Here is a 23041-nt window from a genome sequence, read left to right as displayed (position 1 = left end):
CATCCTCGTCACTCCCCCGCCTGTCCGTGCGGCCGGACGGCCCGGGCGAACCCGCCGTCCACCATCAGCTCCGCGACCGTCTCCAGCTCCGGCGGGCTGCCGGCCAGCCGCAGCAGGAACGCGTCGAAGTCGTCCCCGCAGGGCAGCAGCAGCCGGGCGCAGCGCTCCTCCGGGCTCTCCTGCGCGCCGGTGTCGCGGGCGTCGTCGTAGAGGTGGAACCAGACCGAGCCGGCCCGCTCCCCGCGCACCTTGAGCGCGACGATGCCGCCCTGGGCGTAGGCGACGCCCAGGAAGTCCTTGGTGAGGTGGTCGCGCAGGCACTTGTTGGCGTAGACGACGTCCTCGGTGCCGTACTCCTCGGTGAGGGTGAGGAACGGCTGGTCGAGCAGCAGGCCCAGCTCGGTGTCCAGCGCGACCCCGACCGGGGCGCGGCCGCCGCCGACCTTGAGGAAGCTGCGGTAGGCGCCGGGCAGCCGGTAGCCCAGGCGCGCCTCGGCGCGCTGCACCAGGTCCTCGGGGACGCCGATCGGGTCCCCGCCGTCCTTGGCGAGCGAGAAGTGGACGGGCCGGCGCTCCTGCAGCGGGCGGGTGCCGCGGCGGGTGTGGTCGGCGCCGGAGGTGGCCAGGCCGCCGTGGTGGCGCAGCAGGGCCTTGACCTCGACGGGCACGAGCTCCATGCGCCGCCAGCCGGGGGCCGCGTGGCCCGCGACGTGGTGCCAGGTCCAGCCGGCCGGGGTGGCGACGGCGGTCTCCTGGTCGGCCCAGAGCGGGTGGCCCTGGGTGAACAGCGCGGCGTTGGCCGAGACGTAGTCGGTCAGGCGCAGCTCGTCCACGCCGAAGCCCTCGGGCGGGTCGGCGACCTCGGCCGCGGCGGCGGCGTACGGGCTGAAGTCCGGGTAGCCGTGCTCGTCCACCTGGACCCCGGCCGGGTGCCGCTCCGCGCGGACCGGGTCCGGGAAATGCACCACCTGACCTGCGTACGCCGCGTTCGGTGCGACGGCGACGCCGGGCCGACCTGTCGTCATCTGGGAGCCCCCACTGCTGCTGCGTCCTCTGGTGCGCTTGCCGAACACCAGCCTAGGGGGTCACCCGGCCGCAGCACCCCCCGCACCCAGGGCCCGCCCCAACACCTCCACGACCCGGGCCTGCTGGGCCTCGGTGAGGTGCGGGTGCAGCGGCAGGCTGAGCAGTTCGCGGGCGGCCCGTTCGGCGACGGGGAACGCCCCGGCGCGGTGGCCGAGGTGGTGCAGCGCGGGCTGGAGGTGGACGGGTGCGGGGTAGTGCACCCCCGCGCCGATGCCGGCCGCCTGCAGCGCCGCCAGCGCCGCGTCCCGCCCGCGGCCGACCCGCACCGGGTAGAGGTGCCAGACGTGCTCGTTGCCCGGCGCCGTGCCCGGCGCGGTGAGCAGGCCGGCCCCCACGAGCGGGTCCAGCAGCGCGCGGTAGCGGTCGGCGGCGGCGCGGCGGGCGGCGTTCCAGGCGGGCAGCCGGCGCAGCTTGGCGCGCAGGACGACGGCCTGCAGGGCGTCCATCCGGGAGTTGAAGCCGAACCGCTCGTGGACGTACTTGCCGCGCGCCCCGTGGTCGCCGATCCGGCGGACGGCGTCGGCGAGTCCGGGCTCGTCGGTGAGCACCGCGCCCGCGTCCCCGTACGCGCCGAGGTTCTTGCCCGGGTAGAAGCTGGTGGCCGCGATCCGCCCGTACGCGCCGCGCCCGTGCCGCCGGGCGCCCTGGGACTGCGCCGCGTCCTCGATCACCGGCCGGCCGTCCGCGAGCTCCAGCAGCGCCTCCATCGGCGCGAGTTGCCCGTACAGGTGAACGGGCAGCAACGCCGCCGCGCCGGGCAGGGCCTCGGCGGCCCGGCCGGGGTCGATCAGGAGGTGCTCGGGGTCGGCGTCGACGAGGACGGGCCGCAGCCCGGCGCGCAGCACGGCCTCGGCGGTGGCGACGAAGGTGTTGGCGGGCAGCACCACCCCGGCGCCGGGGGCCAGGTCGAGGGCGCGCAGGGCGAGTTCGAGGGCGTCGGTGCCGTTGGCGGCGCCCACGCAGTGCCCGACCCCGCTGAAGGCGGCGAACTCCCGCTCGAAGGCCGCGACTTCGGGCCCCTTGACGTACGCGCCGCTGGCGAGCACCCGCTCGAACCCGGCCCGGACCTCGGCCTCGACCTCGGCGTGCGCGGCGGCCAGGTCCACCAGGGGGATGCCGCTCACCTCACTGCTCACCTCACTGCTCACCTCACTGCTCACCTCACCGCCGACCGCACCGCTCACCGGACCGCCTCCCGCTCGCCGGAGCCCACCGGCACGGTGGCCCCGCCGAGTTCGAGGCTGAGTGAGGCGGCCTCCAGCAGCCGCAGCACCCGCAGCCCCGCCCGGCCGTCCGTCAGCGGGGCGCGGCCCTCCAGGACGGCGGCGGCGAACTCGGCCATCACGTTGCGCAGCGCCTCCTGCTCGACGAGCGCGGGGGCGACCATCTCGCCGACCCGGTAGGAGATCAGCGCCCGGTGCCGGATCGCGTCGGTCAGCTCGTCGGGCGGGGTGAGGTCCACGCCCCGGTCGTGCACGGCCAGGCGGGCCTGCGGGTTGAGGTCGTCCCAGACGAGGGTGCGCCGGGAGCCGCCGATCAGCGTGGTGCGGACCTTCGTCGGGGAGAGCCAGTTGACGTGGCAGTGCGCCAGCGCGCCGTTGCTCAGCCGCAGCGTCAGGTACGCGACGCAGGCGCGGCCCGCGCCGATCGGGTCGGCGCCGTGCGCGCAGACGCCGACGGGCTCGACACCGGGTGGCAGCACGAAGTCGAGGATGGACAGGTCGTGCGGGGCGAGGTCCCACAGGACGTCCACGTCGGGCTGGACGAGGCCGAGGTTGATCCGCACCGAGTCGAAGAACTGGACGTCGCCGATCTCCCCGCCGTGCACCAGTTCGCGGATGCGGCGCACCACCGGGGTGTAGCAGAAGGTGTGGTCGCACATCAGCACCAGCCCCGAACGCTCGGCCAGCTCGACGAGTTCGGCGGCCTCCGCGGAGGAGGTGGTGATCGGCTTCTCGACCAGCACGTGCTTGCCGGCCTCCAGCGCGGCCCGCACCAGCCGGTAGTGCCCGGCCGCCGGGGTGGCCACCGCGACGGCCTCGACCCGCTCGTCGGCGAGCACCCGCCGGTAGTCGTCGGTGGCGCCGACGGTGCTGTACTCCCCCAGCACCGTACGGGCCTTGGCCGCGTCCAGGTCGCAGAGCCAGTGAAGCCGCAGCGCCGGGGTGTGCTGCGCGTTGCGGACCAGCTTGGGCCCCCAGTATCCGGCCCCGACCACGGCCAGCCCGACGGGCCGCTCCGGTACGGGCTCCGGCGGCGCCCCCGGGGTGGGCACGTGGCCTCCGGGCGCCTGGTTGGCGGCCTCGGCCGCCCACTGCCACGACGTCATCGTCGAGCTCCCTCGGTTCTCGGGCGCGGCCCCAACCTCCGGCGCGGGCAGGGGACTCGGCCCCTCCGGGCAGCCGCCCGCGGCCCGCTCGGTGCCGGAACCGTACCGGCCGTGCCCCCGGCCCCGGGCCACTTTCCTGAAATCAGTGGACAATTCATGACGGCACTGTGGGGATTCGGCCAGCATCGGGTGAGCACCCGGTGGGTCCCCGTCACGGCCCGGGCACCCCCGCACCCCGGATGTGCGGTTGTCGGTGCCGTTTGACAGGCTTGCCCCGGAAGGCCCGGTACCAGACGGGCGAGAGTGACACCGGAGCAGCGGCGAGGAGGGGGAGGACGGATGACCACCGGTGAGCCGGCGGGCCCGCCCGTACTTCGCCACCTCCGCGACAGCCTCCTGCCCGCCGTCGCCGCCGCGCTGTCGCTCAAGGGCGGCGAGGTGCACACCCTGGCGGGCGACAAGGACGCCCGCCGCCCGGCCCTGCACCCGCTGGTCGGCGAGTTCCTGGACGCGCTGCCCGTCGAGGCGCGCGAGCGCTTCACCGGCCACTGCCCGGAGGCCGTCCTGCTCTCGCGCTACCTCACGGCGGTCGACGGCCGGCGCTCCAAGCGCGCCGCCCGCAAGGCGATGACGCTGCACGAGGCGCGCAAGGCGCTGCGCGGCGCCCGGATGACGACCGTCCGCATCCGCGAGGAGGGGGACCCGACGCACGGCACCCACGCCCCGCCGTGCCGCTCCTGCGAGCCGATGCTGGAGCACTTCACCGTACGGAGCGTCGCGGTCGGCCCACCCGCGCACTGACCGCCGCCCGCGCCCCGCCCGATCCATCGCGCCCGGCGCCCCCCGTCCCCGAGCCCAGGAGCCCGTCCTGAACCCGCCCCTCCCACCCCCACCGCCGGCCACCCTGCACCCCGCCGGCGCCCCCGGGCGGACGCGCCCGCGCTTCCCCGCCGAGGTCGCCGCCGAGCTGAAGGCGGCCGGCTGGCACCCCGGCCGCTGGGAGATCCGGCAGGCCGAGGAGTGGGCCGACGCCCTGGTCGGGCACGGCGCCCCGACCGGCGCGCAGCACGCGGTGTTCCCGGCGGCGGTGGAGGTCTGGGCCGAGTTCGGCGGCCTCGCCTTCGACCTGACCGGCCCCGGCCGCCAGGTCGCCCGCACCCCGTTCCTGCTCGACCCGCTCTGCGGCCTGCACCAGCCGCGCACCCTGCTCGACCTCGGCCGGGCCCTGGGCGTCCAGCTCGCCCCGCTCGGCGAGGAGGCGTACGGGCAGGCGCTGCTGGCCGTCGACGAGGAGGGGCGCGTCTACAGCCTGGACCACACCGGCGAGTGGTTCCTCGGCCAGGGCATCGACCAGGCGATCACCACCCTGGTCCTGGGCACGGCGCCCCAGCGGCTGATGACGGCCGAGGACTACTGACCGAGCCGGTCCGCCCGCACGGCCAGCCGGGACGGCAGCACCGCCTCCACGCGGAACCCGCCGTCCGCCTCCGGCCCGGACGAGAAGGTGCCGCCCAGCGCGACCACCCGCTCCCGCATCCCGACCAGCCCGTTGCCGCCGCTGGGCAGCTGCGCCGCGCCGCGCTCCCCGCCCGGGCAGGCGTTGACCACGCTCACCCGCACCCCGTTCGGCGCGTACGCCAGCAGCACGGACACCTGTGCGCCGCCCGCGTGCTTGTGCGCGTTGGTCAGCCCCTCCTGGACGACCCGGTACGCGGTCTGCTCCGCCTCGCCGGTGAACTCCTGGCGGCTGCCGCTGACCGTCAGCGTCACCGCCATCCCCGCCGCCCGGGACTGGTCCACCAGCCGCGGCAGCCCGGCCAGCGAGTCCGGCTCCGGCTGGCCGCCCTCGTCGTCCATCCGCAGCACCCCGAGGATCTCGCGCAGCTCGTTGAGCGCCTGCCGGCCGACCTCGCCCATCAACTTGGCGCTCTGCGCGGCCTTCTCCGGGTCCTTGCCGACGATCCGCTCCAGCGCCCCGGCGTGCACCACCATCAGCGACACCCGGTGCGCCACCACGTCGTGCATCTCCCGGGCGATCCGGGTGCGCTCCTCCAGCCGCGCCCGGCGGGCGCGTTCGCGCGCCTGCTCGGCCAGCAGGTCCAACTCCGCCTCCAGGCCGTGCGCGCGGTCCTGGAGCGACTCGATCAGCCGCCGCCGCGCCCCCACGTACAGCCCGGTCACCACCGGCGGGACGGTCAGCCCGATCGCCACGAACACCGAGAGCAGCACCTGGCCCCAGACCGGGGGCCGTTCCAGCGCCGTGTCGCCGGGGCTGAGCATCGACACCAGCATCACGGCGACGGACTCGGCGAAGGCCAGCGCGGACAGCCCCACCACCCGCCGCCGGGTCGAGGGCCACTCCCAGGTCTCCGCCAGCGTGTACAGCGACACCACCAGCAGCGTCACGCTCAGCATCACGGGCATCAGCAGCAGCGTCACCAGCACCGGGACGGCCGGCCAGCGCCGCCGCAGCACCAGGGTGCCGCCCGCCAGCACGCCCATCACCCCGATCCCGACCGAGGCCGCGCCCGACAGGTGCACCCTGCTGGAGAAGAAGTTGAGGACGTTCACCACGCACTCGAGCGCGGCGAGCAGCGCCAGCCCGATGTCCAGGAAAGCGCTGCGCCGCCGCTTCCACCACCAGAACGACATGACCGGCGCGCGCTCCCCAGGCGACTTGCTCATGCCCCAAAGACTAAGGTGCAACCCCGTCCCCTCCCCACCCGGTTCGCCCGACACACCGCGGCGGCCCGGTAAGTGGTCCAGACCACAGGTGCTTTTCGGCAGCTCTGTCCGCCATCCGGCCACCTCTCGGACACCGCCCGTCCCGACACCTATGCTGGTCGCGTCGGACAGCGCGGTCCGCACGCGTCACACCCGCCACTGTGTGCGCGGACCTGTGACGATGAGCCGTTGCCGAACCCCACCACCAGAGGGAGCCAGCCGTGACCGCTCCGGTCCCCAACCCGGCGGACAGTCCGACTCCGGTCGTCGCCGACCCCGTCGCCGACAACGCCGCCCTGCGTGCGGACATCCGCCGCCTCGGCGACCTCCTCGGCGAGACACTGGTCCGTCAGGAGGGCCCCCAGCTGCTGGGCCTGGTCGAGCAGGTCCGCCTGCTCAGCCGCACCGACGGCGAGGCCACCGCCGAACTGCTCTCCGACATCGAGCTGGAGACCGCCGCCAAGCTGGTGCGCGCCTTCTCCACCTACTTCCACCTCGCCAACGTCACCGAGCAGGTGCACCGAGGCCGCGAACTCGCCACCCGCCGCGCCCGCGAGGGCTCGCTGCTCGCGCAGACCGCCGACCAGCTCGCCGAGGCCGACCCGAAGCACCTCCAGGACACCCTGGCCCACCTCGCGGTCCGTCCGGTCTTCACCGCCCACCCCACCGAGGCCGCCCGCCGCAGCGTCCTCAACAAGCTGCGCAGGATCGGCGAACTCCTCGACCGCATCCACCGCCAGGAGATCTCCTCCGGCCTGGCCGCCGCCGACCCGGCCCGCGTCAGCAGCGCCCGCCGCTCCGCCGACCGCCGCCTCGCCGAGGTCATCGACCTGCTCTGGCAGACCGACGAGCTGCGCATCGCCCGCCCCGAGCCCACCGACGAGGCCCGCAACGCCGTCTACTACCTGGACGAGCTCTACCGCGAGGCCGTCCCCGAGGTGCTGGAGGAGCTGCACGAGGAGCTCGCCCGCGTCGGCCTGAACCTGCCCGACGGCGTGCGCCCGCTCACCTTCGGCACCTGGATCGGCGGCGACCGCGACGGCAACCCCAACGTCACCCCGCAGGTCACCTGGGACGTCCTCAACCTCCAGCACGAGTACGGCATCAAGGACGCCCTCGCCGCGATCGACGACCTCCGGGGCACCCTCTCCACCTCCGAGCGGCTCGCCGGCGCCTCCGTCGAACTCCTCGCCTCGCTCAACACCGACCTGCACCGGCTCCCCGAACTCAGCCCCCGCTACAAGCGGATGAACGCCGAGGAGCCCTACCGCCTCAAGGCCACCTGCGTGCGCCTGAAGCTCGAGAACACCCGCGAGCGCCTGGCCGGCGGCACCCCGCACGTCGAGGGCCGCGACTACCTCGGCACCCGCGAGCTGATCACCGACCTCCGGCTCATCCAGGACTCGCTGCGCGCCCACCGCGGCGGCCTGATCGCCGACGGCCGCCTCGCCCGCACCATCCGCACCGTCGAGGCCTTCGGCCTCCAGCTCGCCACCATGGACGTGCGCGAGCACGCCGAGGCCCACCACCACGCCCTCGGCCAGCTCTTCGACCGCCTCGGCGAAGAAGCCTGGCGCTACGCCGACATGCCCCGCGAGTACCGCCAGCGGCTGCTCGCCAAGGAGCTGCGCTCGCGCCGCCCCCTCGCCCCCACCCCGGCCCCGCTGGACGAGGCCGGCACCAAGACCCTCGGCGTCTTCAGCACCATCCGCGAGGGCTTCGACCGCTTCGGCGACGAGATCGTCGAGAGCTACATCATCTCCATGTGCCAGGGCGCCGACGACGTCTTCGCCGCCACCGTCCTCGCCCGCGAGGCCGGCCTGATCGACCTGCACGCCGGGATCGCCAAGATCGGCATCGTGCCGCTGCTGGAGACCACCGACGAGCTCCAGCAGGCCGACCGCATCCTCGACGAGATGCTCTCCGACCCCTCCTACCGGCTGCTCGTCTCCCTGCGCGGCGACGTCCAGGAGGTCATGCTCGGCTACTCCGACTCCTCCAAGTTCGGCGGCATCACCACCTCCCAGTGGGAGATCCACCGCGCCCAGCGCCGCCTGCGCGACGTCGCCCACCGCTACGGAATCCGGCTGCGCCTCTTCCACGGCCGCGGCGGCACCGTCGGTCGCGGCGGCGGCCCCTCGCACGAGGCGATCCTCGCCCAGCCCTGGGGCACCCTGGAGGGCGAGATCAAGGTGACCGAGCAGGGCGAGGTCATCTCCGACAAGTACCTGCTCCCCTCCCTCGCCCGGGAGAACCTGGAGCTGACCATCTCGGCCACCCTCTCCGCCTCCGCGCTGCACACCGCCCCGCGCCAGGCCCCCGAGGAACTGGCCCGCTGGGACGCCGCGATGGACCAGGTCTCCGAGGCCGCCCACACCGCGTACCGCGCCCTCGTCGAGCAGGACGACCTGCCGAAGTACTTCTTCGCCGCCACCCCGGTCGACCAGCTCGCCTCCCTGCACCTCGGCTCCCGCCCCTCCCGCCGCCCCGACTCGGGCGCCGGGCTGGACGGCCTGCGGGCCATCCCGTGGGTCTTCGGCTGGACGCAGTCCCGCCAGATCGTCCCCGGCTGGTACGGCGTCGGCTCCGGCCTCGCCGCCGCCCGCGAGGCGGGCCTGGGCGCCGTGCTCGACGAGATGCACGGCCAGTGGCACTTCTTCCGCAACTTCCTGTCCAACGTCGCCATGACGCTGGCCAAGACCGACCTGCGGATCGCCCGCCACTACGTCGAGCAGCTGGTCCCGGCCGAACTGCACCACGTCTTCGACCAGATCGTGGCCGAGCACGAGCTCACCCTGCGCGAGGTCCTGCGCCTCACCGGGGAGAGCGAGCTGCTGGAGCACAACCCGGTGCTGAAGCAGACCTTCACCGTCCGGGACGCCTACCTCGACCCGATCTCCTACCTCCAGGTCGCCCTGCTGCGCCGCCAGCGCGAGGAGGTCGCCACCGGCCGCCACGAGGACCCGCTGCGGGCCCGCGCGCTGCTGCTGACCGTCAACGGCATCGCCGCCGGCCTGCGCAACACCGGCTGACAACCGGAGCTACGGCGAAGGGCCGGTGACCACCCCCGTGGGTCACCGGCCCTTCGCCGTCGAGGTCACCCCCGGTGGTTGACCTCGACGACCAGGGGGCCGTAGCGGGCGAGGATCTCCGCCCGCACGGCCTCCGCCTGCTGGGCGACGTCCACCCGCACCCCGGCGCCGTCGGCGCAGACCGCGACGCCGACGAGCGTCACGCCCTTCGGCCGCCAGTACGTCTCGGCCTCCCCGGCGATCCGGGCGGCCAGCGCGTCCAAGGCGATCCGGCTGTCGGCCGCGTTCCTGAAGTCGAAGCGGACGCCCCCCGAGAAGACCCGCTCCCGCAGGGCCGTGTCGAAGGCGTACGCGCCCTCCTTGCGCATCACGAAGAGCGTCCTGGTGGCGGAGTCGTAGCACATCCCGAAGAACTGGTCCCGGTACAGGCCGGTGCCCAGGTCCGCGGCGGCCCGGGCCACCTGGTCGAGTGCCGGGTCGCCCGGGAACCAGGTCGCCGAGTGGCTCGCCATCACCGACTCCGGGGCCATGCCCGGCATGTTCGGCTGCCCCACCAACGGCGAGGTCGGCGGCTCCCTCCCCGGGGGCATCGGCGGGTACCACCCCGGGGTCCGCAGCGAACTCGGGCCCCCCTGGCAGCCGTTCACCGGACCCGCCGCCCACCAGGGCAGCGTGGTGGGCGCCGTGGCGGTCGGCGTCACCGTCGGCGGCGCCCCGCCCTTGCCCCCGAACTGTCCCAGCGCCCCGACCCCGGCCGCCAGCAGCGCCACCGCCGCCACCCCGCGCACCACGTTCTGCCGCCGCGCCCGCCGCCGCCCGGCCTGCCGCAGCGCCGCCAGCGGCGGGCTGCCGCCCACCGAGGCCGCCCGCGCGCCGAGCCTGACGACCAGCTCCTCCTCGAACCCGTCCGGCCGCTCAGCCGACATGGCCCATCAACTCCCTCTCACCGGAAAGGTCCTGGCGAAGCGACTTCATCGCCCGGGCGAGATGGGTCTTGGCCGTCGGCAGGGAACAGCCCAGCTCCTCGGCCACCTTCACGACCGGGAGGTCCAGGTAGTACCGCAGCACCACCGCGGCCCGCTGGCGCCCCGGCAGCGCCCGCAGGGCGGCGGCCAGCTGCTCGTCCTCGACGGCCACCGGTTCGCCCGGGGCGTCCGGGAGTTCGGAGGTCAGCACCTCCCGCCTGGTCCGCCGCCAGCGGGAGACGTGCGTACGGACCATCGTGGTCCGCACGTACCCCTCGGCCGCCTGCGGGTCGCGGATCGCGGAGCGCTTCGGGTACACCCGGGCGAGGGCGTCGTGCAGCAGGTCGCGGGCGTCGTGGACGTCGCCCGTGATCAGGTAGGCCCCGCGCAGCAGTGCCTGGTACCGCGCCGCGACGAACTCGTCGAAGGGGTCGCCTCCGTCGCCGCCCCCCGGGCGCACCGATTCGCGCTTCATGACCCCAGGACGCCCCGCCCGTCGGAAACGGATGACACGGAAAGAAAAAAAGGGGCCGGCGCCCACGCTTCCCGTGGACACCGGCCCCGAAGAACCCGCGTACGCCTACTCGCCGACCTCGCCCGCGCGGCGGCGCTTGAGCCACAGGGCCGCACCTCCCGCCGAGACCAGCAGGCCGCCGCCGACCGCGAACAACCCGGCGTCCGGGCCGACCGAGTCGCCGAGGGCCGGGGCGAACTGCGCCGCCGCCGGCTCGGGCGTCGCCGCGGGCTCGGGATCGGCCGCCGCGTCGGCGTGCGCCAGCGCGCCGCCCGACAGCAGGACCCCCGCCGCCCCCAGCGCGCCGACCGTGCCGACCCGCCGCCCGAGCTTCACCAGCCGGACCACCCGGCGCCGCCGCATCAGGCGGACCGGACGCAATCTCCGCATCGAGAACTCCCCAGGACTCGTTCGCGTACCAGGGCGACGCTATCCGATCCTGCACGGGGTTCTCACACGGATTCAGGTTTGCCCGGCAAGCGTTGTACGACTGTTGCGTACCCGCCACACCGTGCACATGACGGATGGTCAGCACACCGCCCGGCTCAGGAGTTGTACGTCGCCTGCGCCCGCTCCAGGCCCTCGGAGAGCAGCGCCTCCACCGCGTCCGCCGAGCGGTCCACGAACCACTCCAGCTCCTTGCGCTCGGTCGAGGAGAAGTCCTTGAGGACGAAGTCCGCGACCTCCATCCGGCCCGGCGGGCGGCCGATCCCGCAGCGCACCCGGTAGTACTCCGGGCCCATCGACTTGGTGATCGACCTCAGCCCGTTGTGGCCGTTGTCCCCGCCGCCGAGCCTGAGCCGCAGCGCCGCGTAGTCGACGTCCAGCTCGTCGTGGACGGCGATCAGCGCCGAGGCCGGCACCTTGTAGAAGTCCCGCAGGACCATCAGCGGCCCGCTGGACAGGTTCATGTAGGTCATCGGCTTGGCGAGCACCACCCGCCTGCCCGCCAGCCGCCCCTCGGCGACCTGCGCCCTGCTCTTGTGCGCCTTGAACCTGGCGCCCATCCGCTGCGCCAGCAGGTCGACCACCATGAAGCCGATGTTGTGCCGGTTGCGCGCGTACTGCTCGCCTGGGTTGCCCAGCCCCGCCACCAGCCAGGGGCCCTCGTACTCGTCCGCCATGCCCTCGGTCCTCTCCCTCTCGCTCGTCGTCATCATCCCGGACGCACCGCTGCCCCGGCCGCTCCAGGGGAGCGACCGGGGCAGCGGTCTCAGCTACGGGGCGAGGCTCAGGCCTCGGTGCCCTCGGCCTCGGCGGCCTCCTCGGCCGGGGCGGCCTGGGCGGCGATGACCTGCAGCACGACGGTGTCGGCCTCGACGGCCAGGGAGACGCCGGCCGGCAGGACGATGTCCCCGGCGAGCACCGAGGTACCGGCCTCCAGGCCGGCGACCGAGACGGTGACCGACTCGGGCAGGTGGGTGGCCTCGGCCTCGATCGGCAGGGCCTGCAGGACGTGCTCCAGCAGGTTGCCGCCGGCGGCCAGCTCGCCCTCGGTGTGGACCGGGATCTCGACGGTGACCTTCTCGCCGCGCTTGACCAGCAGCAGGTCGACGTGCTCGATGGTGCGCTTGATGGCCTCGCGCTGGACGGCCTTCGGCAGGACGTACTCGTCGGTGCCCTCGATCGGGACGACCAGCAGGGCGTTCGGGGTCTTGAGGGCCATCATCAGGTCGTGGCCGGGCAGGTTCAGGTGAACCGGGGCGTGGCCGTGGCCGTAGACGACACCGGGGACGAAGCCGGCGCGACGGGCGCGACGGGCGGCACCCTTGCCGAACTCGGTACGGGTCTCGGCGGCGATGCGGATCTCGGACACGACTGCACTCCTCGTGAAAATGGCGCGGGGGTGCAGGCAACGAAAAACCGCCGGGACCACACCCTCAGTACGTTCGGGGGTCACTCGGCGGTAACGGCCTCTGCCGATGGACGGGAATCCGGCACCGGCAGCGCGTCGATCACGGAGCGGGCGCCCGTAGAGCGGGCACACGGCATCCCTCGCCGAGCAGTTTCACGAGTCTAACCTCACCGGTGCGCTGACGCGAAATCGGCGGCGGCGCCGAACCGGCGGCGGCCCCGGCCCCTCGAAGGGACCGGGGCCGCCGCGGCGGGGCTCCGTCAGTGCACGCCCTCGAAGAGGCTGGTGACCGAGCCCTCCTCGAACACCTCGCGGATCGCGGCCGCGATCGACGGGGCGATGGAGAGGGTGGTGATCTTGTCCAGCTGCAGCGAGGCCGGGGTGGGCAGCGTGTTGGTGAACACGAACTCGCTCACCCGGGAGTTCTTCAGGCGGTCCGCGGCCGGGCCGGAGAGCACGCCGTGGGTGGCCGCCACGACGACGTCCGCCGCGCCGTTGTCGAACAGGGCGTCGGCCGCGGCGCAGATGGTGCCGGCGGTGTCGATCATGTCGTCGACCAGGACGCAGACGCGGTCCTGGACGTCACCGACCACGTCGGCCGACAGGATGGTGTTGGCCTGCGTCATGTCGCGGCGCTTGTGGATGATCGCCAGCGGCGCGTCCAGGCGGTCGCACCACTGGTCGGCCACCTTGACCCGGCCGGCGTCCGGCGAGACGACGGTGAGCTTGTCGCGGTCGACCTTCCCGCCGATGTAGTCCGCCAGCAGCGGCAGCGCGAAGAGGTGGTCCACCGGGCCGTCGAAGAAGCCCTGGATCTGCGCGGTGTGCAGGTCCACGGCCATCAGGCGGTCGGCACCGGCCTGGCGCAACAGGTCGGCGACCAGCCGGGCGGAGATGGGCTCGCGGCCCAGGTGCTTCTTGTCCTGGCGGGCGTACCCGTAGAACGGCAGGATCGCGGTGATGCTCCGGGCCGAGGCCCGCTTGAGAGCATCGATCATGATCAGCTGTTCCATGATCCACTGGTTGATGGGAGCCGTGTGGCTCTGCATCACGAAACAGTCCGCACCGCGCGCCGACTCCAGGAAGCGGACGTAGATCTCGCCGTTGGCGAAGTCCAGGGCCTTGGTCGGAACCAGTTCGGTCCCCAGCGCCGCAGCCACCTCCGTCGCCAGTTCCGGGTGGGCACGGCCGGAGAAGAGCTTCAGCTTCTTCTCACCCGACGTCGTGATCCCGCTCACTGCACCGTCTCCTCGCGTTGCGGACGCTGAACCCCGCCCCCCACTCCGGGCAGGCCAAGCCCGCGCGCAACAGGGGATCGGGGGAAATGTTCGTGCGCCTGGACACGGGCGGTCAGGCCCAGTGGCGCACGCATGTCCCCAAGGTTACGCGCCCGTGCGGAAACCGTCCGCCCCGGGACCTTCCCTCGGCGAACCGCCGGGTCCGTCAGGCTCCCGCGGCCTCGTCCGCCGCGGCCTTCGCGGCCTGCGCCGATGCCGTCCCGGGGCGCTTGCGCTCCACCCAGCCGTCGATGTTGCGCTGCTGCGCCCGGCTCACGCCCAGCGAGCCCGGCGCCACGTCGTTGGTGATGACCGAGCCGGCCGCGGTGTAGGCGCCGTCACCGATCGTGACCGGGGCGATGAACATGTTGTCCGAACCCGTCCGGCAGTGGGCGCCGATGACCGTGCGGTGCTTGTTGATGCCGTCGTAGTTGACGGTGACCGAGGCCGCGCCGACGTTGGTGCCCTCGCCGATGGTGGCGTCCCCGATGTAGGAGAGGTGCGGCACCTTGGCGCCCTCGCCCAGCTCGGAGTTCTTCACCTCGACGTAGGTGCCGACCTTCGCCTTGCGGGCCAGCTTCGCCCCCGGGCGCAGGTAGGCGTACGGGCCGGTGACGGCCAGCTCGCCGATCTCGGCGCTCACCGCCGTGGTGTTGCTCACACGGGCGCCGGCGCCGACCAGGGTGTCGGTCAGGGTGGAGTTCGGGCCCACCTCGCAGCCCTCGCCCAGGTGGGTGGCGCCCTGCAGCTGGGTGTTCGGCAGCACGACGGCGTCGGGCTCGTACGTCACCTGCACGTCGAGCCAGGTGCTCGCCGGGTCGACGACGGTCACGCCGGCGCGCATCGCCTGCTCCAGCAGCCGGTCGTTGAGCAGCCGGCGGGCCTGGGCCAGCTGGACCCGGTCGTTGATGCCCAGGGTGTCCCGGTAGTCCTCGGCGACGACGGCGCCGACCCGGTGGCCGGACGTGCGCAGGATCTCCAGGGTGTCGGTCAGGTACTCCTCGCCCTGCGAGTTGTCCGTGGTGAGCTCGGCCAGCGCCTCGACGAGGAGCTTGGCGTCGAAGGCGAAGACGCCGGAGTTGATCTCGGTGATCGCGCGCTGGGTGTCGCTGGCGTCCCGCTCCTCGACGATCGCGGCGACGCTGCCGTCCTCGTCCCGCAGGATGCGGCCGTAGCCGTACGGGTCCGGGACGACGGCGGTCAGCACGGTGACGCCGTTGTCCTGCGCCTCGTGCGCCCTGGCCAGGCGGCGCAGCGTGTCGCCGGTGAGCAGCGGGGCGTCCCCGAAGGTGACGATCACGGTGCCGTCCAGCACGACGCCGTCCTCGGCGAGCGCCTCCAGGGCCGTACGGACGGCGTGGCCGGTGCCGTTCTGCTCCTCCTGCACCACCGGGCGGGCCTCGGGGTGGCGCTCGGCCAGGTGCGCCTGGACCTGCTCGCGCTGGTGCCCGACGACCACGACCAGCTGACCGGGGCTCAGCTCACCGGCGGCCGAGACGGCATGACCCACCAACGAGCGCCCGCACACCTCGTGCAACACCTTGGGCAGCTTGTTGGACTTCATCCGGGTCCCGCCACCGGCGGCGAGCACGACAACGGCGGCAAGCGACTTGGCCATGCGGGGAGGCTCCTCTATCGGTTCACAGCGAGGGCGGATCGGTCAGGGGCGCGAATCCGCACAGATGCCCTGGCCATTCGAGGATAGTGCGAGGCTGCCGGCTCGAACGCCGGGCCCTCGACGCGCGGACACTCGCCCGTGGCCGTTCGGAGTGCTCCCGGAGGAGGATTCGAACCCCCATAAGCTGGACCAAAACCAGCTGTCCTGCCCTTAGACGATCCGGGACCGCACAGCCGCCCTCAGGACTCCCGGCGGCGCGCTGGCCCAAGACTACGGCTTGAGAAGCCTCACATCTACCACCCGCCGCCAACCGCCCCGCCCGATCCTGTGCGAACCCCGCCGCGCCGAACCGACACGGGGGTTCATCCATCCAGTCGGGTGAATTCACTCAAGCGCCGCGCGGCGGTGTGTTCCCTCGACCACGGAGCGCAACCTACGATGCCGTAGGTTACGCCAACGTAGGCTCCGCTCCTCTCCCGTACCGGGACGCCGCAAAGGGACGCCCATGACCATCCAGGCCGGCGAGGCGCGCGCGGGGACCGCCGCGCACTCCACCCCCACCACCGACGAGACCGCCGTGGACGACGCCACCGACACCGCCGAGGCCGCGGACGCCACCCGGCTGTCCGCCACCCGCGGCGGGGAGCGGCAGGGCTTCGCCGAACGGCTCGCGCTCGTCCTGTTCATCCTCGTGCCCTTCGCCGCCCTGGTCGCCGCAGCCCCGGTGGCCTGGGGCTGGGGGCTCGGCTGGACGGACGTCGCGATCACCGTCGCCATGTACTTCCTCACCTGCCACGGCGTCACCGTGGGCTACCACCGCTACTTCACCCACGGCGCCTTCAAGGCCAACCGCCCGATGCGCCTGGCCCTGGCCATCGCCGGCAGCCTCGCCGTCGAGGGCCCGCTGGTGCGCTGGGTCGCCGACCACCGGCGCCACCACCGCTTCAGCGACAAGGACGGCGACCCGCACTCCCCCTGGCGCTACGGCGAGAGCATCCCGGCGCTGATGAAGGGCCTGTGGTGGGCCCACATGGGCTGGATGTTCGACGAGGAGCAGACCTCGCAGGCCAAGTACGCCCCCGACCTCGTCCAGGACCCGGCCATGCGGCGGATCTCCCGGACGTTCTGGCTCTGGACCCTCCTCTCCCTGCTGCTGCCCGCGCTGGTCGGCGGCCTGGTGACGCTCTCCTGGGAGGGCGCGGCCTCCGCCTTCTTCTGGGGCTCGCTGGTGCGCGTGGCGCTGCTGCACCACGTCACCTGGTCGATCAACTCGATCTGCCACGCCGTCGGCCGGCGCCCCTTCCGCTCCCGGGACCGCTCCGGCAACGTCTGGTGGCTCGCCGTCCTCTCCTGCGGCGAGTCCTGGCACAACCTGCACCACGCCGACCCGACCGCCGCCCGCCACGGGGTGCTGCGCGGGCAGATCGACTCCTCGGCCCGGCTGATCCGCTGGTTCGAGCTGGCCGGCTGGGTCCGGGACGTCCGCTGGCCGGACGCGCAACGGATCGCCGCCCGCCGCGCCGCATGAGGCGACGCTTCCAGCATGATGTAGGGGTGAACGGGAGCAGCGCAGACAGCAGAGGCGGTCACCACAGCACGCGGACGGACGCGGCGCCCGATGCGGCGCCCGCCCGTCCGCGCGCCGCTGCACCGGCGGGAGCCGTCGACGGGACCACCGAGCGGGGCGGCGCCGCGACCCCGCGCCGCCGCGGCGGGCGGGTCCGGATGACGGGCAAGCAGCGGCGGGAGCAGCTGCTGGAGATCGGCCGGACGGTCTTCGCCGAGCGCGGCTACGACGGCACCTCGGTGGAGGAGATCGCCGAGCGCGCCGGGGTGTCCAAGCCGGTGGTGTACGAGCACTTCGGCGGCAAGGAGGGCCTGTACGCGGTCGTCGTGGACCGCGAGATGCAGCTGCTGCTGGACATGGTCACCGGCGCGCTGACCGGCGGGCACTCCCGGGAGCTGCTGGAGCAGGCGGCCTTCGCGCTGATGGACTACATCGACACCTCGACGGACGGCTTCCGCATCCTCGTCCGGGACTCGCCGGTGGCCCAGTCGACCGGCACCTTCGCCTCGCTGATCAGCGACATCGCCACCCAGGTCGAGGACATCCTCGGCCTGGAGTTCAAGTCCCGGGGCTTCGACGCCCGGCTGGCGCCGATGTACTCGCAGATGCTCGTCGGGATGGTCGCCCTGACCGGCCAGTGGTGGCTGGAGGTCCGCAAGCCGGACAAGGCGACGGTGGCGGCGCACCTGGTGAACCTGGCCTGGCACGGGCTGGAGGGCCTGGAGCGGCACCCGCGGCTGGTCGGCGACCGCAAGGGCTGAGCCCCTACCCCTTCACTCCCACGGCGAAGATCCGCCGGAACGGGAACACCGTGCCGTGCTCCCCGGCCGGGTAGGCCTCGCGCAGCAGCCGCCCGTACTCGGCGAGGAAGGCGGCCCGGTCGGCCGGGTCCGCGAGGCGGGTGAGGACGGGCCGCAGCGCGGTGCCCTTGACCCACTCCAGGACGGGGTCCGGCCCCGGGAGCAGGGTGCTGTAGGTGGTCTCCCAGACGTCGGCCCGGCAGCCGGCGCCCACGAGGGCGTCGAGGTAGCGCTCGGGCCGGTGCACTCCGGCGCGCACGGCCTCCGCGCCGAGCGCGTCCCGCCAGCGGGCGCTTCGACGCAGGTCCGCGAGCAGGGTGTGGCTGGGGGCCTCGAAGTTGCCCGGCACCTGGAAGGCGACGACCCCGCCCGGTTCGAGGGCGTCCGCCCAGCGCGTCAGCACGGAGAGGTGGCCGTCCACCCACTGGAGCAGGGCGTTGGAGAAGACCAGGTCCGGCCCGGCCGGGGCCGGGTCGTAGTCGCGGGCGTCCGCCAGCAGGTACTCGGCGCCGGGCTCGCCCTCCGCCCGGGCGGTGTCGAGCATGGCGGCGGAGGAGTCCACGCCGGTCAGGTGGGCGTGCGGCCAGCGCTCCCGCAGGGCGGCGGTGGAGTTGCCGGGCCCGCAGCCGATGTCGAGGACCACCTCGGCACCCGGGTGCGGAAGGGCGGGGACGCGGGCGAGCAGATCGCGCAGCGGACGGTTGCGTTCGTCGGCGAAGCGCAGGTACTGCGCCGGGTCCCAGACGGGGGCGGTCATCGCGCACCTCTCATGTATCTCGATATCAAGATATCCATCGGTAGCCTTGCTGGCACATTTCTCGATGTCAAGAGACTTCACATCGACACATCCACCGATACACTGATCGTCATGGAGGACGAGGTCGACAGGCTGGTCGCAGCGTGGCGCCGGGAGCGCCCCGACCTCGACGTGGAGCCGCTCGAGGTACTCAGCCGGGTCAGCCGGCTGGCCCGGCACCTGGACCGCGCGCGCCGCACCGCCTTCGCCGAGCACGGCCTGGAGCCCTGGGAGTTCGACGTGCTGACCGCCCTGCGGCGGGCCGGCTCCCCGTACCAGCTCTCCCCCGGCCAGCTGCTCACCCAGACCCTGGTCACCTCCGGCACCATGACCAACCGGATCGACCGGCTCACCGGCAAGGGCCTCGTCAAGCGGCTGCCCGACCCGGACGACCGCCGCGGCGTCCTCGTCCGGCTCACCGACGACGGCCGCGACCGCGCCGACCAGGCGCTCGCCGGGCTGCTCGTCCACGAGCGCGAGCTGCTCTCCCAGCTCACCTCGGGGCAGCAGGACGAACTCGCCGACCTGCTGCGGCAGCTGGTCGCGCCGTTCGACAACTTCCCCGGCTGACCGGGGCGTTCGCTCAGCCCGGCGTCGCCGCGGACGCGGCCGGCTCGGCCGGGCTGACGCCGGCCCGGCGGGCCACCGCTACGGCGGCCAGCGTGGAGTGCACGCCCAGCTTGCCCAGCACGTTCTGCATGTGGGTGCGGACGGTGTGCGGCGACAGGTAGAGCCGCTCGGCGACGGCCTGGCGGCCCAGGCCCGCGACCATGCAACGCAGGATCTGCTTCTCGCGCGGGGTCAGGGTGTCCACCAGCCGCTCGCTCTCGGTGCGGTCGCGCCGGGCGGTGGTCAGCTCGCGGATCACCCCGGTCAGCAGCGCGGGCGGCAGGTGCGTCTCGTCCCGCAGCACGCCCCGGACCACGGCCAGCAACCGGGCCAGTGAACTCTCCTTCGCCACCCAGCCGGTGGCCCCGGCGTGCAGGGCGCGGGCGGCCCGGTGCGGATCGTCGGCGGCGGCCAGGACGACGGCCCGCAGCCCCGGGTGGGCCCGGCGCAGCCGGCCGAGCAGGACGATGCCGTCCGGCGCCGGGCCCGCGGGCCGGAGCTGCTCCGCCCGGTGGGCGTCGAGCCGCGAGGGCTGGGCGCGCAGCCCGTCCCCCGGGTGCCCGCCGGCCGACGGGGCGCAGCCGGGCGGGGAGGCCGGGCGGCGGGGCTGCGGCACCGCCGGGGCCGGGCGCCTGCGGGCGGCCGCCGACGGCCCGGGCTGGGCCGGTTGGCCCGGCTGTCCCGCGGTCGGTGGCAGTGCCGGGGTGGCGCCCTGGGAGCCGAGGTCGGCGTCGACCAGCACCACGTCGTAGGCCCGCCCCTCGCCGGCGGCCCGCTCCAGGGCCCGCTCGGCGGCGGCGGCGCTGCCGGCGGCGCCCACCTCCACGTCGGGCTCGGCGGCGAGCGACGCGGCCAGTGCCTCGGCGAAGATCCGGTGGTCGTCCACCACCAGGACGCGAATCCGCCCCATCCTCAGTTCCCCCCTGCTCAGACCGTCCGAGCCGACCGTCCTCCCGGCCGAGGGCCGGTCTCCCCCACCGGTGCCGCCATCAGCGTACGGGCCGGAAAGGGCGCTCGTGGCGGTTTGGTGAAGTTTCGTCAGGAGAGGCGGGAGAGGCCTGAGTTGTTCCCGCCGGGCACACCGGGAGCGCCGAGGGTGCCGGGAACGCCGAGGGTGCCGGGAACGCCGGGAAGACCGGGAACGCCGAGGGCGCCGCTCCCGAGCGGGGAGCGGCGCCCTCGGGCGGTGCGGCTACTGGCCGTTCTTCTCCAGCGTGAACTTCCAGGCGTCGGCCACGATGTCGTCCAGGTTCGGGCGGCGCGGCGTCCAGCCGAGGGCCTCGTGGGCGCGGGCGGCCGAGGCGACCAGCACGGCCGGGTCGCCCGCGCGGCGGGCGGCGACCTGCACCGGGATGTCCCGGCCGGTCACGCGCTTGACCGACTCGATGACCTCGCGCACCGAGAAGCCGCTGCCGTTGCCCAGGTTGCAGATCAGGTGCTCGCCCGGCTTGGCGGCGGCCAGCGCCAGCAGGTGGGCGTCGGCCAGGTCGGCGACGTGGATGTAGTCGCGGATGCAGGTGCCGTCCGGCGTCGGGTAGTCGTCGCCGTACACCGCGATGTGCGGACGCTGCCCCAGCGCGGCCTGGAAGACCAGCGGGATCAGGTGCGACTCGGGGTCGTGCCGCTCACCATAGGCGCCGTACGCCCCGGCCACGTTGAAGTACCGCAGCGAGACGGCGGCCAGGCCGTGGGCGACGGCCTCGCTGGTGATCAGGTGGTCCACGGCCAGCTTGGTGGCGCCGTAGGTGTTGGTCGGCGCGGTGCGGGCGGTCTCGGCGATCGGCACGGCCTCCGGCTCGCCGTAGGTGGCGGCGGTGGAGGAGAACACCAGCTTGCGCACGCCGGCCGCGCGCATCGCGCTGATCAGCTCCAGCGAGCCGGCCACGTTGTTGCGCCAGTACTTCTCCGGATCCGCGACCGACTCGCCGACCTGCGAGGAGGCGGCGAAGTGGAGCACGCCGTCGAAGGAGCCGTCCAGGACCTTCCCGGCCTCCTGGATGCGCCCCTCGACGAACTCGGCACCCGCCGGGACGCCCTCGCGGAAGCCCGTCGAGAGGTCGTCCAGGACGGTCACCTGGTGTCCCGCCTCCAGCAGGTGGGCGGCCACCACACTGCCGACGTAGCCGGCGCCACCCGTGACCAGGTACTTACTCATGTCAAGACCTCCAGCGCGCGACGTGCCCCGCCCGGTCGGCGACGCCGTCGACGAAGTGCGAACGACTGGGGCCATTCTCCCTGCCCGCCGAGGTGCTCCGGACCACCCGCTCAGCTCCCGGCCATCCGCTCCAGCAGCCCGGTGCGCGCCGCCACCGCGGCCGCCTCCAGCCGGGTGCGCGCGCCCAGCTTCATCAGCACCCGCTGCACGTGCGTACGGGCGGTGCTCGCGGCGATCCGCATCCCGGCGGCGATCGCCGCGGTGTCCTCGCCGTCCGCGATCCGGGCCAGCACCTGCACCTCACGGCGGGTCAGCAGCCGCAGCAGCCGCACGGCCTCGTCGTCCGGCTCGACGGCCGGGCGCAGCAGCTGGTCGAAGGCCCCGCGCAGCACGTCCACGGCGACGGCGGCCTCGCCCGCGCGGGCCCGTCCGATCGCCCGCTCGACGACCTCGATCCGCTCGTCGCTCGGCACGTACCCGGACGCTCCGGCCGCGAACGCCCCTGCCACGCCGTACAGTTCGCCCACCGGGCCGAGCACGACCACCGCCACCTCGGGGCGCTCCCGGCGGATCCGGCGCAGCCCGTCGAAGGCCCCCGGCTCCCCCGGCGCCGCCACCCCCAGCAGGCACACCTCGGGCCGCCGCCCCGCCACCAGGTCGGCCGCGACCGCGGCCGGGGTGCCGACCGCCAGCACACGGTGGCCGCGCAGCTGCAGCGCTGTCGCCAGCGCCTCCGCCAACAGCCGGTGGTCGTCGACCACCACGAGTCGAACGCCCATCACGCCTCCAGCTCGGGGCCCGGCCCCCGCCGCGCCCCCTCGGGCGGGCGGCCGATGACGCACCATCAGAGCGCATTCCGTACCCGACCTGCCAGACCTCGGCAGGGGGCCCCGCCGGGGAAACGCCGAAGACCCCCGCCGTGAGGCGGGGGTCTTCGTATGGAGCCCCCATGCGGAATCGAACCGCAGACCTTCTCCTTACCATGGAGACGCTCTACCGACTGAGCTATAGGGGCTTGCCGGGCTTTTCGCCGGGCCGGTCGAACAAGGAAGACCTTACACGGCCGCCGGGCCGGATGGGAAATCGTTCCCGCCCCGGCCCGGCCCTCGTCACAGGCGTGCGCCGATCGACAGGGCGCCGGCCCGAACCTTCCGCAACGAGCTTCAGCCCTCCTCCGGGGCGTGCGCCGCGTCGAACTCCTCGCGGGCCGCGAGCATCCGCCCAGTGCGCAGCTCCGTCCAGCGGCCGACGGGCTCGAGCAGTTCGGCCAGCTCGCGGCCGAGCGGGAGCAGGTCGTAGACCACCCTCGGCGGCGTCTCGGGGAAGACCGTGCGCCGCACCAGGCCGTCGCGCTCCAGGGTGCGCAGCGTCTGGGTGAGCATCTTGCGGCTGACCCCGCCGACCCCGCGCTGGAGTTCGGAGAACCGCAGCGGGCCGCAGGCGAACAGGCTCATCAGGATCAGCATCGACCACTTGTCGGCCAGCTCGGCGAACACCGCCCGGCTGGGGCAGAGCTGGGCGAACACGTCGCGCTCGATCTCCGGCTCGCCGGTCTCCTTCGTCTCGCCCCGGCCGGCGGTGGCCCGGGCGCCTTGCGCCGTCGTCATGCGAACCAGGGTAGTCCTCCGGTCTCCGATCCACCCTTGGTCTCCAATGGAGACCTGGTCTATATTGGAGACCAAGGAGGCGGGGCGGTGTCCCCGCCCCTCCTCCT

At 73.9% G+C, this 23041-nt stretch carries 22 protein-coding genes and 2 tRNA genes; 6 read left to right on the top strand and 18 right to left on the bottom strand.

Annotated features, from left to right (window positions below; genetic code table 11):
- Positions 1–8: 8 nt before the first annotated feature.
- The 3 genes from ACIRRS_RS12465 to ACIRRS_RS12455 are packed head-to-tail and all read right to left on the bottom strand — an operon-like array spanning position 9 to position 3415.
- Complete coding sequence (locus ACIRRS_RS12465) at positions 9–1025, bottom strand: HNH endonuclease (protein WP_402968742.1); 1017 nt, start codon at positions 1023–1025, stop codon at positions 9–11.
- A 60-nt stretch (positions 1026–1085) separates the two neighbouring features.
- Positions 1086–2222 (bottom strand): DegT/DnrJ/EryC1/StrS family aminotransferase, encoded by a 1137-nt coding sequence (locus ACIRRS_RS12460; protein ID WP_402968740.1) that lies wholly within the window; start codon positions 2220–2222, stop codon positions 1086–1088.
- Positions 2223–2266: 44 nt separating this feature from the next.
- On the bottom strand, positions 2267–3415 hold the full coding sequence (locus ACIRRS_RS12455; protein WP_402968737.1) for a Gfo/Idh/MocA family protein: 1149 nt from the start codon (positions 3413–3415) through the stop codon (positions 2267–2269).
- Between the two features lie 339 nt (positions 3416–3754).
- On the opposite strand from ACIRRS_RS12455, the gene ACIRRS_RS12450 reads away from it, so the two are divergent.
- Both ACIRRS_RS12450 and ACIRRS_RS12445 read left to right on the top strand, forming a co-directional pair.
- Positions 3755–4216 (top strand): YwqJ-related putative deaminase, encoded by a 462-nt coding sequence (locus ACIRRS_RS12450; protein ID WP_402968734.1) that lies wholly within the window; start codon positions 3755–3757, stop codon positions 4214–4216.
- Between the two features lie 103 nt (positions 4217–4319).
- A complete protein-coding gene (locus ACIRRS_RS12445; protein WP_402968832.1) occupies positions 4320–4832 on the top strand; it encodes an SUKH-3 domain-containing protein in 513 nt (170 codons plus the stop codon).
- On the opposite strand, the gene ACIRRS_RS12440 is transcribed toward ACIRRS_RS12445, so the two are convergent.
- Positions 4826–6100, bottom strand: a complete 1275-nt coding sequence (locus ACIRRS_RS12440; RefSeq protein WP_402968731.1) for a sensor histidine kinase — start codon at positions 6098–6100, stop codon at positions 4826–4828. The two genes, ACIRRS_RS12445 and ACIRRS_RS12440, sit on opposite strands and share 7 nt — an antisense overlap.
- 335 nt (positions 6101–6435) lie before the next feature.
- Between ACIRRS_RS12440 and ppc the strand changes: the two genes are divergently transcribed.
- Positions 6436–9171, top strand: coding sequence for a phosphoenolpyruvate carboxylase (ppc, locus tag ACIRRS_RS12435; protein WP_402968829.1), 2736 nt, complete (start codon positions 6436–6438; stop codon positions 9169–9171).
- Between the two features lie 65 nt (positions 9172–9236).
- Here the strand turns inward: ppc and ACIRRS_RS12430 are convergent, their stop codons facing one another.
- The 8 genes from ACIRRS_RS12430 to ACIRRS_RS12395 form a co-directional block, all read right to left on the bottom strand.
- A complete protein-coding gene (locus tag ACIRRS_RS12430; protein ID WP_402968728.1) occupies positions 9237–10097 on the bottom strand; it encodes a hypothetical protein in 861 nt (286 codons plus the stop codon).
- Entirely contained in the window at positions 10087–10611 is a 525-nt protein-coding gene (locus ACIRRS_RS12425) for a SigE family RNA polymerase sigma factor (RefSeq protein WP_402968725.1), read from the bottom strand. The genes ACIRRS_RS12430 and ACIRRS_RS12425 overlap by 11 nt, the downstream gene beginning before the upstream one ends.
- Before the next feature lie 105 nt (positions 10612–10716).
- Positions 10717–11040, bottom strand: a complete 324-nt coding sequence (locus tag ACIRRS_RS12420; RefSeq protein WP_402968722.1) for a hypothetical protein — start codon at positions 11038–11040, stop codon at positions 10717–10719.
- Between the two features lie 155 nt (positions 11041–11195).
- Positions 11196–11774 carry an aminoacyl-tRNA hydrolase gene (pth, locus tag ACIRRS_RS12415; protein WP_402968719.1) on the bottom strand — a complete coding sequence of 193 codons (579 nt, stop codon included), beginning with the start codon at positions 11772–11774 and terminating at the stop codon, positions 11196–11198.
- A gap of 107 nt (positions 11775–11881) precedes the next feature.
- Complete coding sequence (locus ACIRRS_RS12410) at positions 11882–12466, bottom strand: 50S ribosomal protein L25/general stress protein Ctc (protein ID WP_402968716.1); 585 nt, start codon at positions 12464–12466, stop codon at positions 11882–11884.
- A 299-nt stretch (positions 12467–12765) separates the two neighbouring features.
- The gene (locus ACIRRS_RS12405) at positions 12766–13743 is read right to left on the bottom strand and encodes a ribose-phosphate diphosphokinase (protein WP_402968713.1); all 978 of its coding nucleotides are present in this window, start codon (positions 13741–13743) and stop codon (positions 12766–12768) included.
- A gap of 205 nt (positions 13744–13948) precedes the next feature.
- On the bottom strand, positions 13949–15400 hold the full coding sequence (gene glmU / locus ACIRRS_RS12400; RefSeq protein WP_402968710.1) for a bifunctional UDP-N-acetylglucosamine diphosphorylase/glucosamine-1-phosphate N-acetyltransferase GlmU: 1452 nt from the start codon (positions 15398–15400) through the stop codon (positions 13949–13951).
- Between the two features lie 154 nt (positions 15401–15554).
- Positions 15555–15625, bottom strand: a tRNA-Gln gene (locus tag ACIRRS_RS12395).
- Positions 15626–15905: 280 nt separating this feature from the next.
- On the opposite strand from ACIRRS_RS12395, the gene ACIRRS_RS12390 reads away from it, so the two are divergent.
- Complete coding sequence (locus ACIRRS_RS12390) at positions 15906–16928, top strand: acyl-CoA desaturase (protein ID WP_402968707.1); 1023 nt, start codon at positions 15906–15908, stop codon at positions 16926–16928.
- Between the two features lie 197 nt (positions 16929–17125).
- Positions 17126–17728 carry a TetR/AcrR family transcriptional regulator gene (locus tag ACIRRS_RS12385; protein WP_030259955.1) on the top strand — a complete coding sequence of 201 codons (603 nt, stop codon included), beginning with the start codon at positions 17126–17128 and terminating at the stop codon, positions 17726–17728.
- Positions 17729–17732: 4 nt separating this feature from the next.
- On the opposite strand, the gene ACIRRS_RS12380 is transcribed toward ACIRRS_RS12385, so the two are convergent.
- The gene (locus ACIRRS_RS12380; protein ID WP_402968704.1) at positions 17733–18524 is read right to left on the bottom strand and encodes a methyltransferase domain-containing protein; all 792 of its coding nucleotides are present in this window, start codon (positions 18522–18524) and stop codon (positions 17733–17735) included.
- 111 nt (positions 18525–18635) lie between these two features.
- On the opposite strand from ACIRRS_RS12380, the gene ACIRRS_RS12375 reads away from it, so the two are divergent.
- On the top strand, positions 18636–19133 hold the full coding sequence (locus tag ACIRRS_RS12375; protein ID WP_402968701.1) for a MarR family winged helix-turn-helix transcriptional regulator: 498 nt from the start codon (positions 18636–18638) through the stop codon (positions 19131–19133).
- A 13-nt stretch (positions 19134–19146) separates the two neighbouring features.
- Here ACIRRS_RS12375 and ACIRRS_RS12370 read toward each other — a convergent pair whose 3' ends face one another.
- From ACIRRS_RS12370 to ACIRRS_RS12350, 5 genes are all read right to left on the bottom strand, one after another.
- Complete coding sequence (locus tag ACIRRS_RS12370; protein ID WP_402968698.1) at positions 19147–20082, bottom strand: LuxR C-terminal-related transcriptional regulator; 936 nt, start codon at positions 20080–20082, stop codon at positions 19147–19149.
- A 282-nt stretch (positions 20083–20364) separates the two neighbouring features.
- Positions 20365–21327 carry a UDP-glucose 4-epimerase GalE gene (gene galE / locus ACIRRS_RS12365; RefSeq protein ID WP_402968695.1) on the bottom strand — a complete coding sequence of 321 codons (963 nt, stop codon included), beginning with the start codon at positions 21325–21327 and terminating at the stop codon, positions 20365–20367.
- 110 nt (positions 21328–21437) lie between these two features.
- Complete coding sequence (locus ACIRRS_RS12360; RefSeq protein WP_402968692.1) at positions 21438–22106, bottom strand: LuxR C-terminal-related transcriptional regulator; 669 nt, start codon at positions 22104–22106, stop codon at positions 21438–21440.
- 160 nt (positions 22107–22266) lie between these two features.
- Positions 22267–22342: transfer RNA gene (locus ACIRRS_RS12355), tRNA-Thr, on the bottom strand.
- A 148-nt stretch (positions 22343–22490) separates the two neighbouring features.
- Positions 22491–22934, bottom strand: a complete 444-nt coding sequence (locus tag ACIRRS_RS12350) for a winged helix-turn-helix transcriptional regulator (protein ID WP_402968689.1) — start codon at positions 22932–22934, stop codon at positions 22491–22493.
- Positions 22935–23041 lie beyond the last annotated feature (107 nt).

This window comes from Kitasatospora sp. NPDC101183 (assembly GCF_044767945.1).
GTDB lineage: Bacteria > Actinomycetota > Actinomycetes > Streptomycetales > Streptomycetaceae > Kitasatospora.
Note: the sequence above shows the minus strand (reverse complement) of the source record. Positions and strands in the feature narration are given on the sequence as shown.

Bases quoted from the DNA above. Each gene is read 5' to 3' on its own strand.
- ACIRRS_RS12420 (WP_402968722.1), bottom strand. From the start codon at position 11,040: ATGCGGAGATTGCGTCCGGTCCGCCTGATGCGGCGGCGCCGGGTGGTC.
- ACIRRS_RS12390 (WP_402968707.1), top strand. From the start codon at position 15,906: ATGACCATCCAGGCCGGCGAGGCGCGCGCGGGGACCGCCGCGCACTCC.
- ACIRRS_RS12375 (WP_402968701.1), top strand. From the start codon at position 18,636: ATGGAGGACGAGGTCGACAGGCTGGTCGCAGCGTGGCGCCGGGAGCGC.
- ACIRRS_RS12360 (WP_402968692.1), bottom strand. From the start codon at position 22,106: ATGGGCGTTCGACTCGTGGTGGTCGACGACCACCGGCTGTTGGCGGAG.
- ACIRRS_RS12425 (WP_402968725.1), bottom strand. From the start codon at position 10,611: ATGAAGCGCGAATCGGTGCGCCCGGGGGGCGGCGACGGAGGCGACCCC.
- ACIRRS_RS12465 (WP_402968742.1), bottom strand. From the start codon at position 1,025: ATGACGACAGGTCGGCCCGGCGTCGCCGTCGCACCGAACGCGGCGTAC.
- ACIRRS_RS12370 (WP_402968698.1), bottom strand. From the start codon at position 20,082: ATGGGGCGGATTCGCGTCCTGGTGGTGGACGACCACCGGATCTTCGCC.
- ACIRRS_RS12385 (WP_030259955.1), top strand. From the start codon at position 17,126: ATGACGGGCAAGCAGCGGCGGGAGCAGCTGCTGGAGATCGGCCGGACG.
- ACIRRS_RS12380 (WP_402968704.1), bottom strand. From the start codon at position 18,524: ATGACCGCCCCCGTCTGGGACCCGGCGCAGTACCTGCGCTTCGCCGAC.
- glmU (WP_402968710.1), bottom strand. From the start codon at position 15,400: ATGGCCAAGTCGCTTGCCGCCGTTGTCGTGCTCGCCGCCGGTGGCGGG.
- ACIRRS_RS12455 (WP_402968737.1), bottom strand. From the start codon at position 3,415: ATGACGTCGTGGCAGTGGGCGGCCGAGGCCGCCAACCAGGCGCCCGGA.
- ACIRRS_RS12350 (WP_402968689.1), bottom strand. From the start codon at position 22,934: ATGACGACGGCGCAAGGCGCCCGGGCCACCGCCGGCCGGGGCGAGACG.
- ACIRRS_RS12440 (WP_402968731.1), bottom strand. From the start codon at position 6,100: ATGAGCAAGTCGCCTGGGGAGCGCGCGCCGGTCATGTCGTTCTGGTGG.
- ACIRRS_RS12450 (WP_402968734.1), top strand. From the start codon at position 3,755: ATGACCACCGGTGAGCCGGCGGGCCCGCCCGTACTTCGCCACCTCCGC.
- galE (WP_402968695.1), bottom strand. From the start codon at position 21,327: ATGAGTAAGTACCTGGTCACGGGTGGCGCCGGCTACGTCGGCAGTGTG.
- pth (WP_402968719.1), bottom strand. From the start codon at position 11,774: ATGGCGGACGAGTACGAGGGCCCCTGGCTGGTGGCGGGGCTGGGCAAC.
- ACIRRS_RS12430 (WP_402968728.1), bottom strand. From the start codon at position 10,097: ATGTCGGCTGAGCGGCCGGACGGGTTCGAGGAGGAGCTGGTCGTCAGG.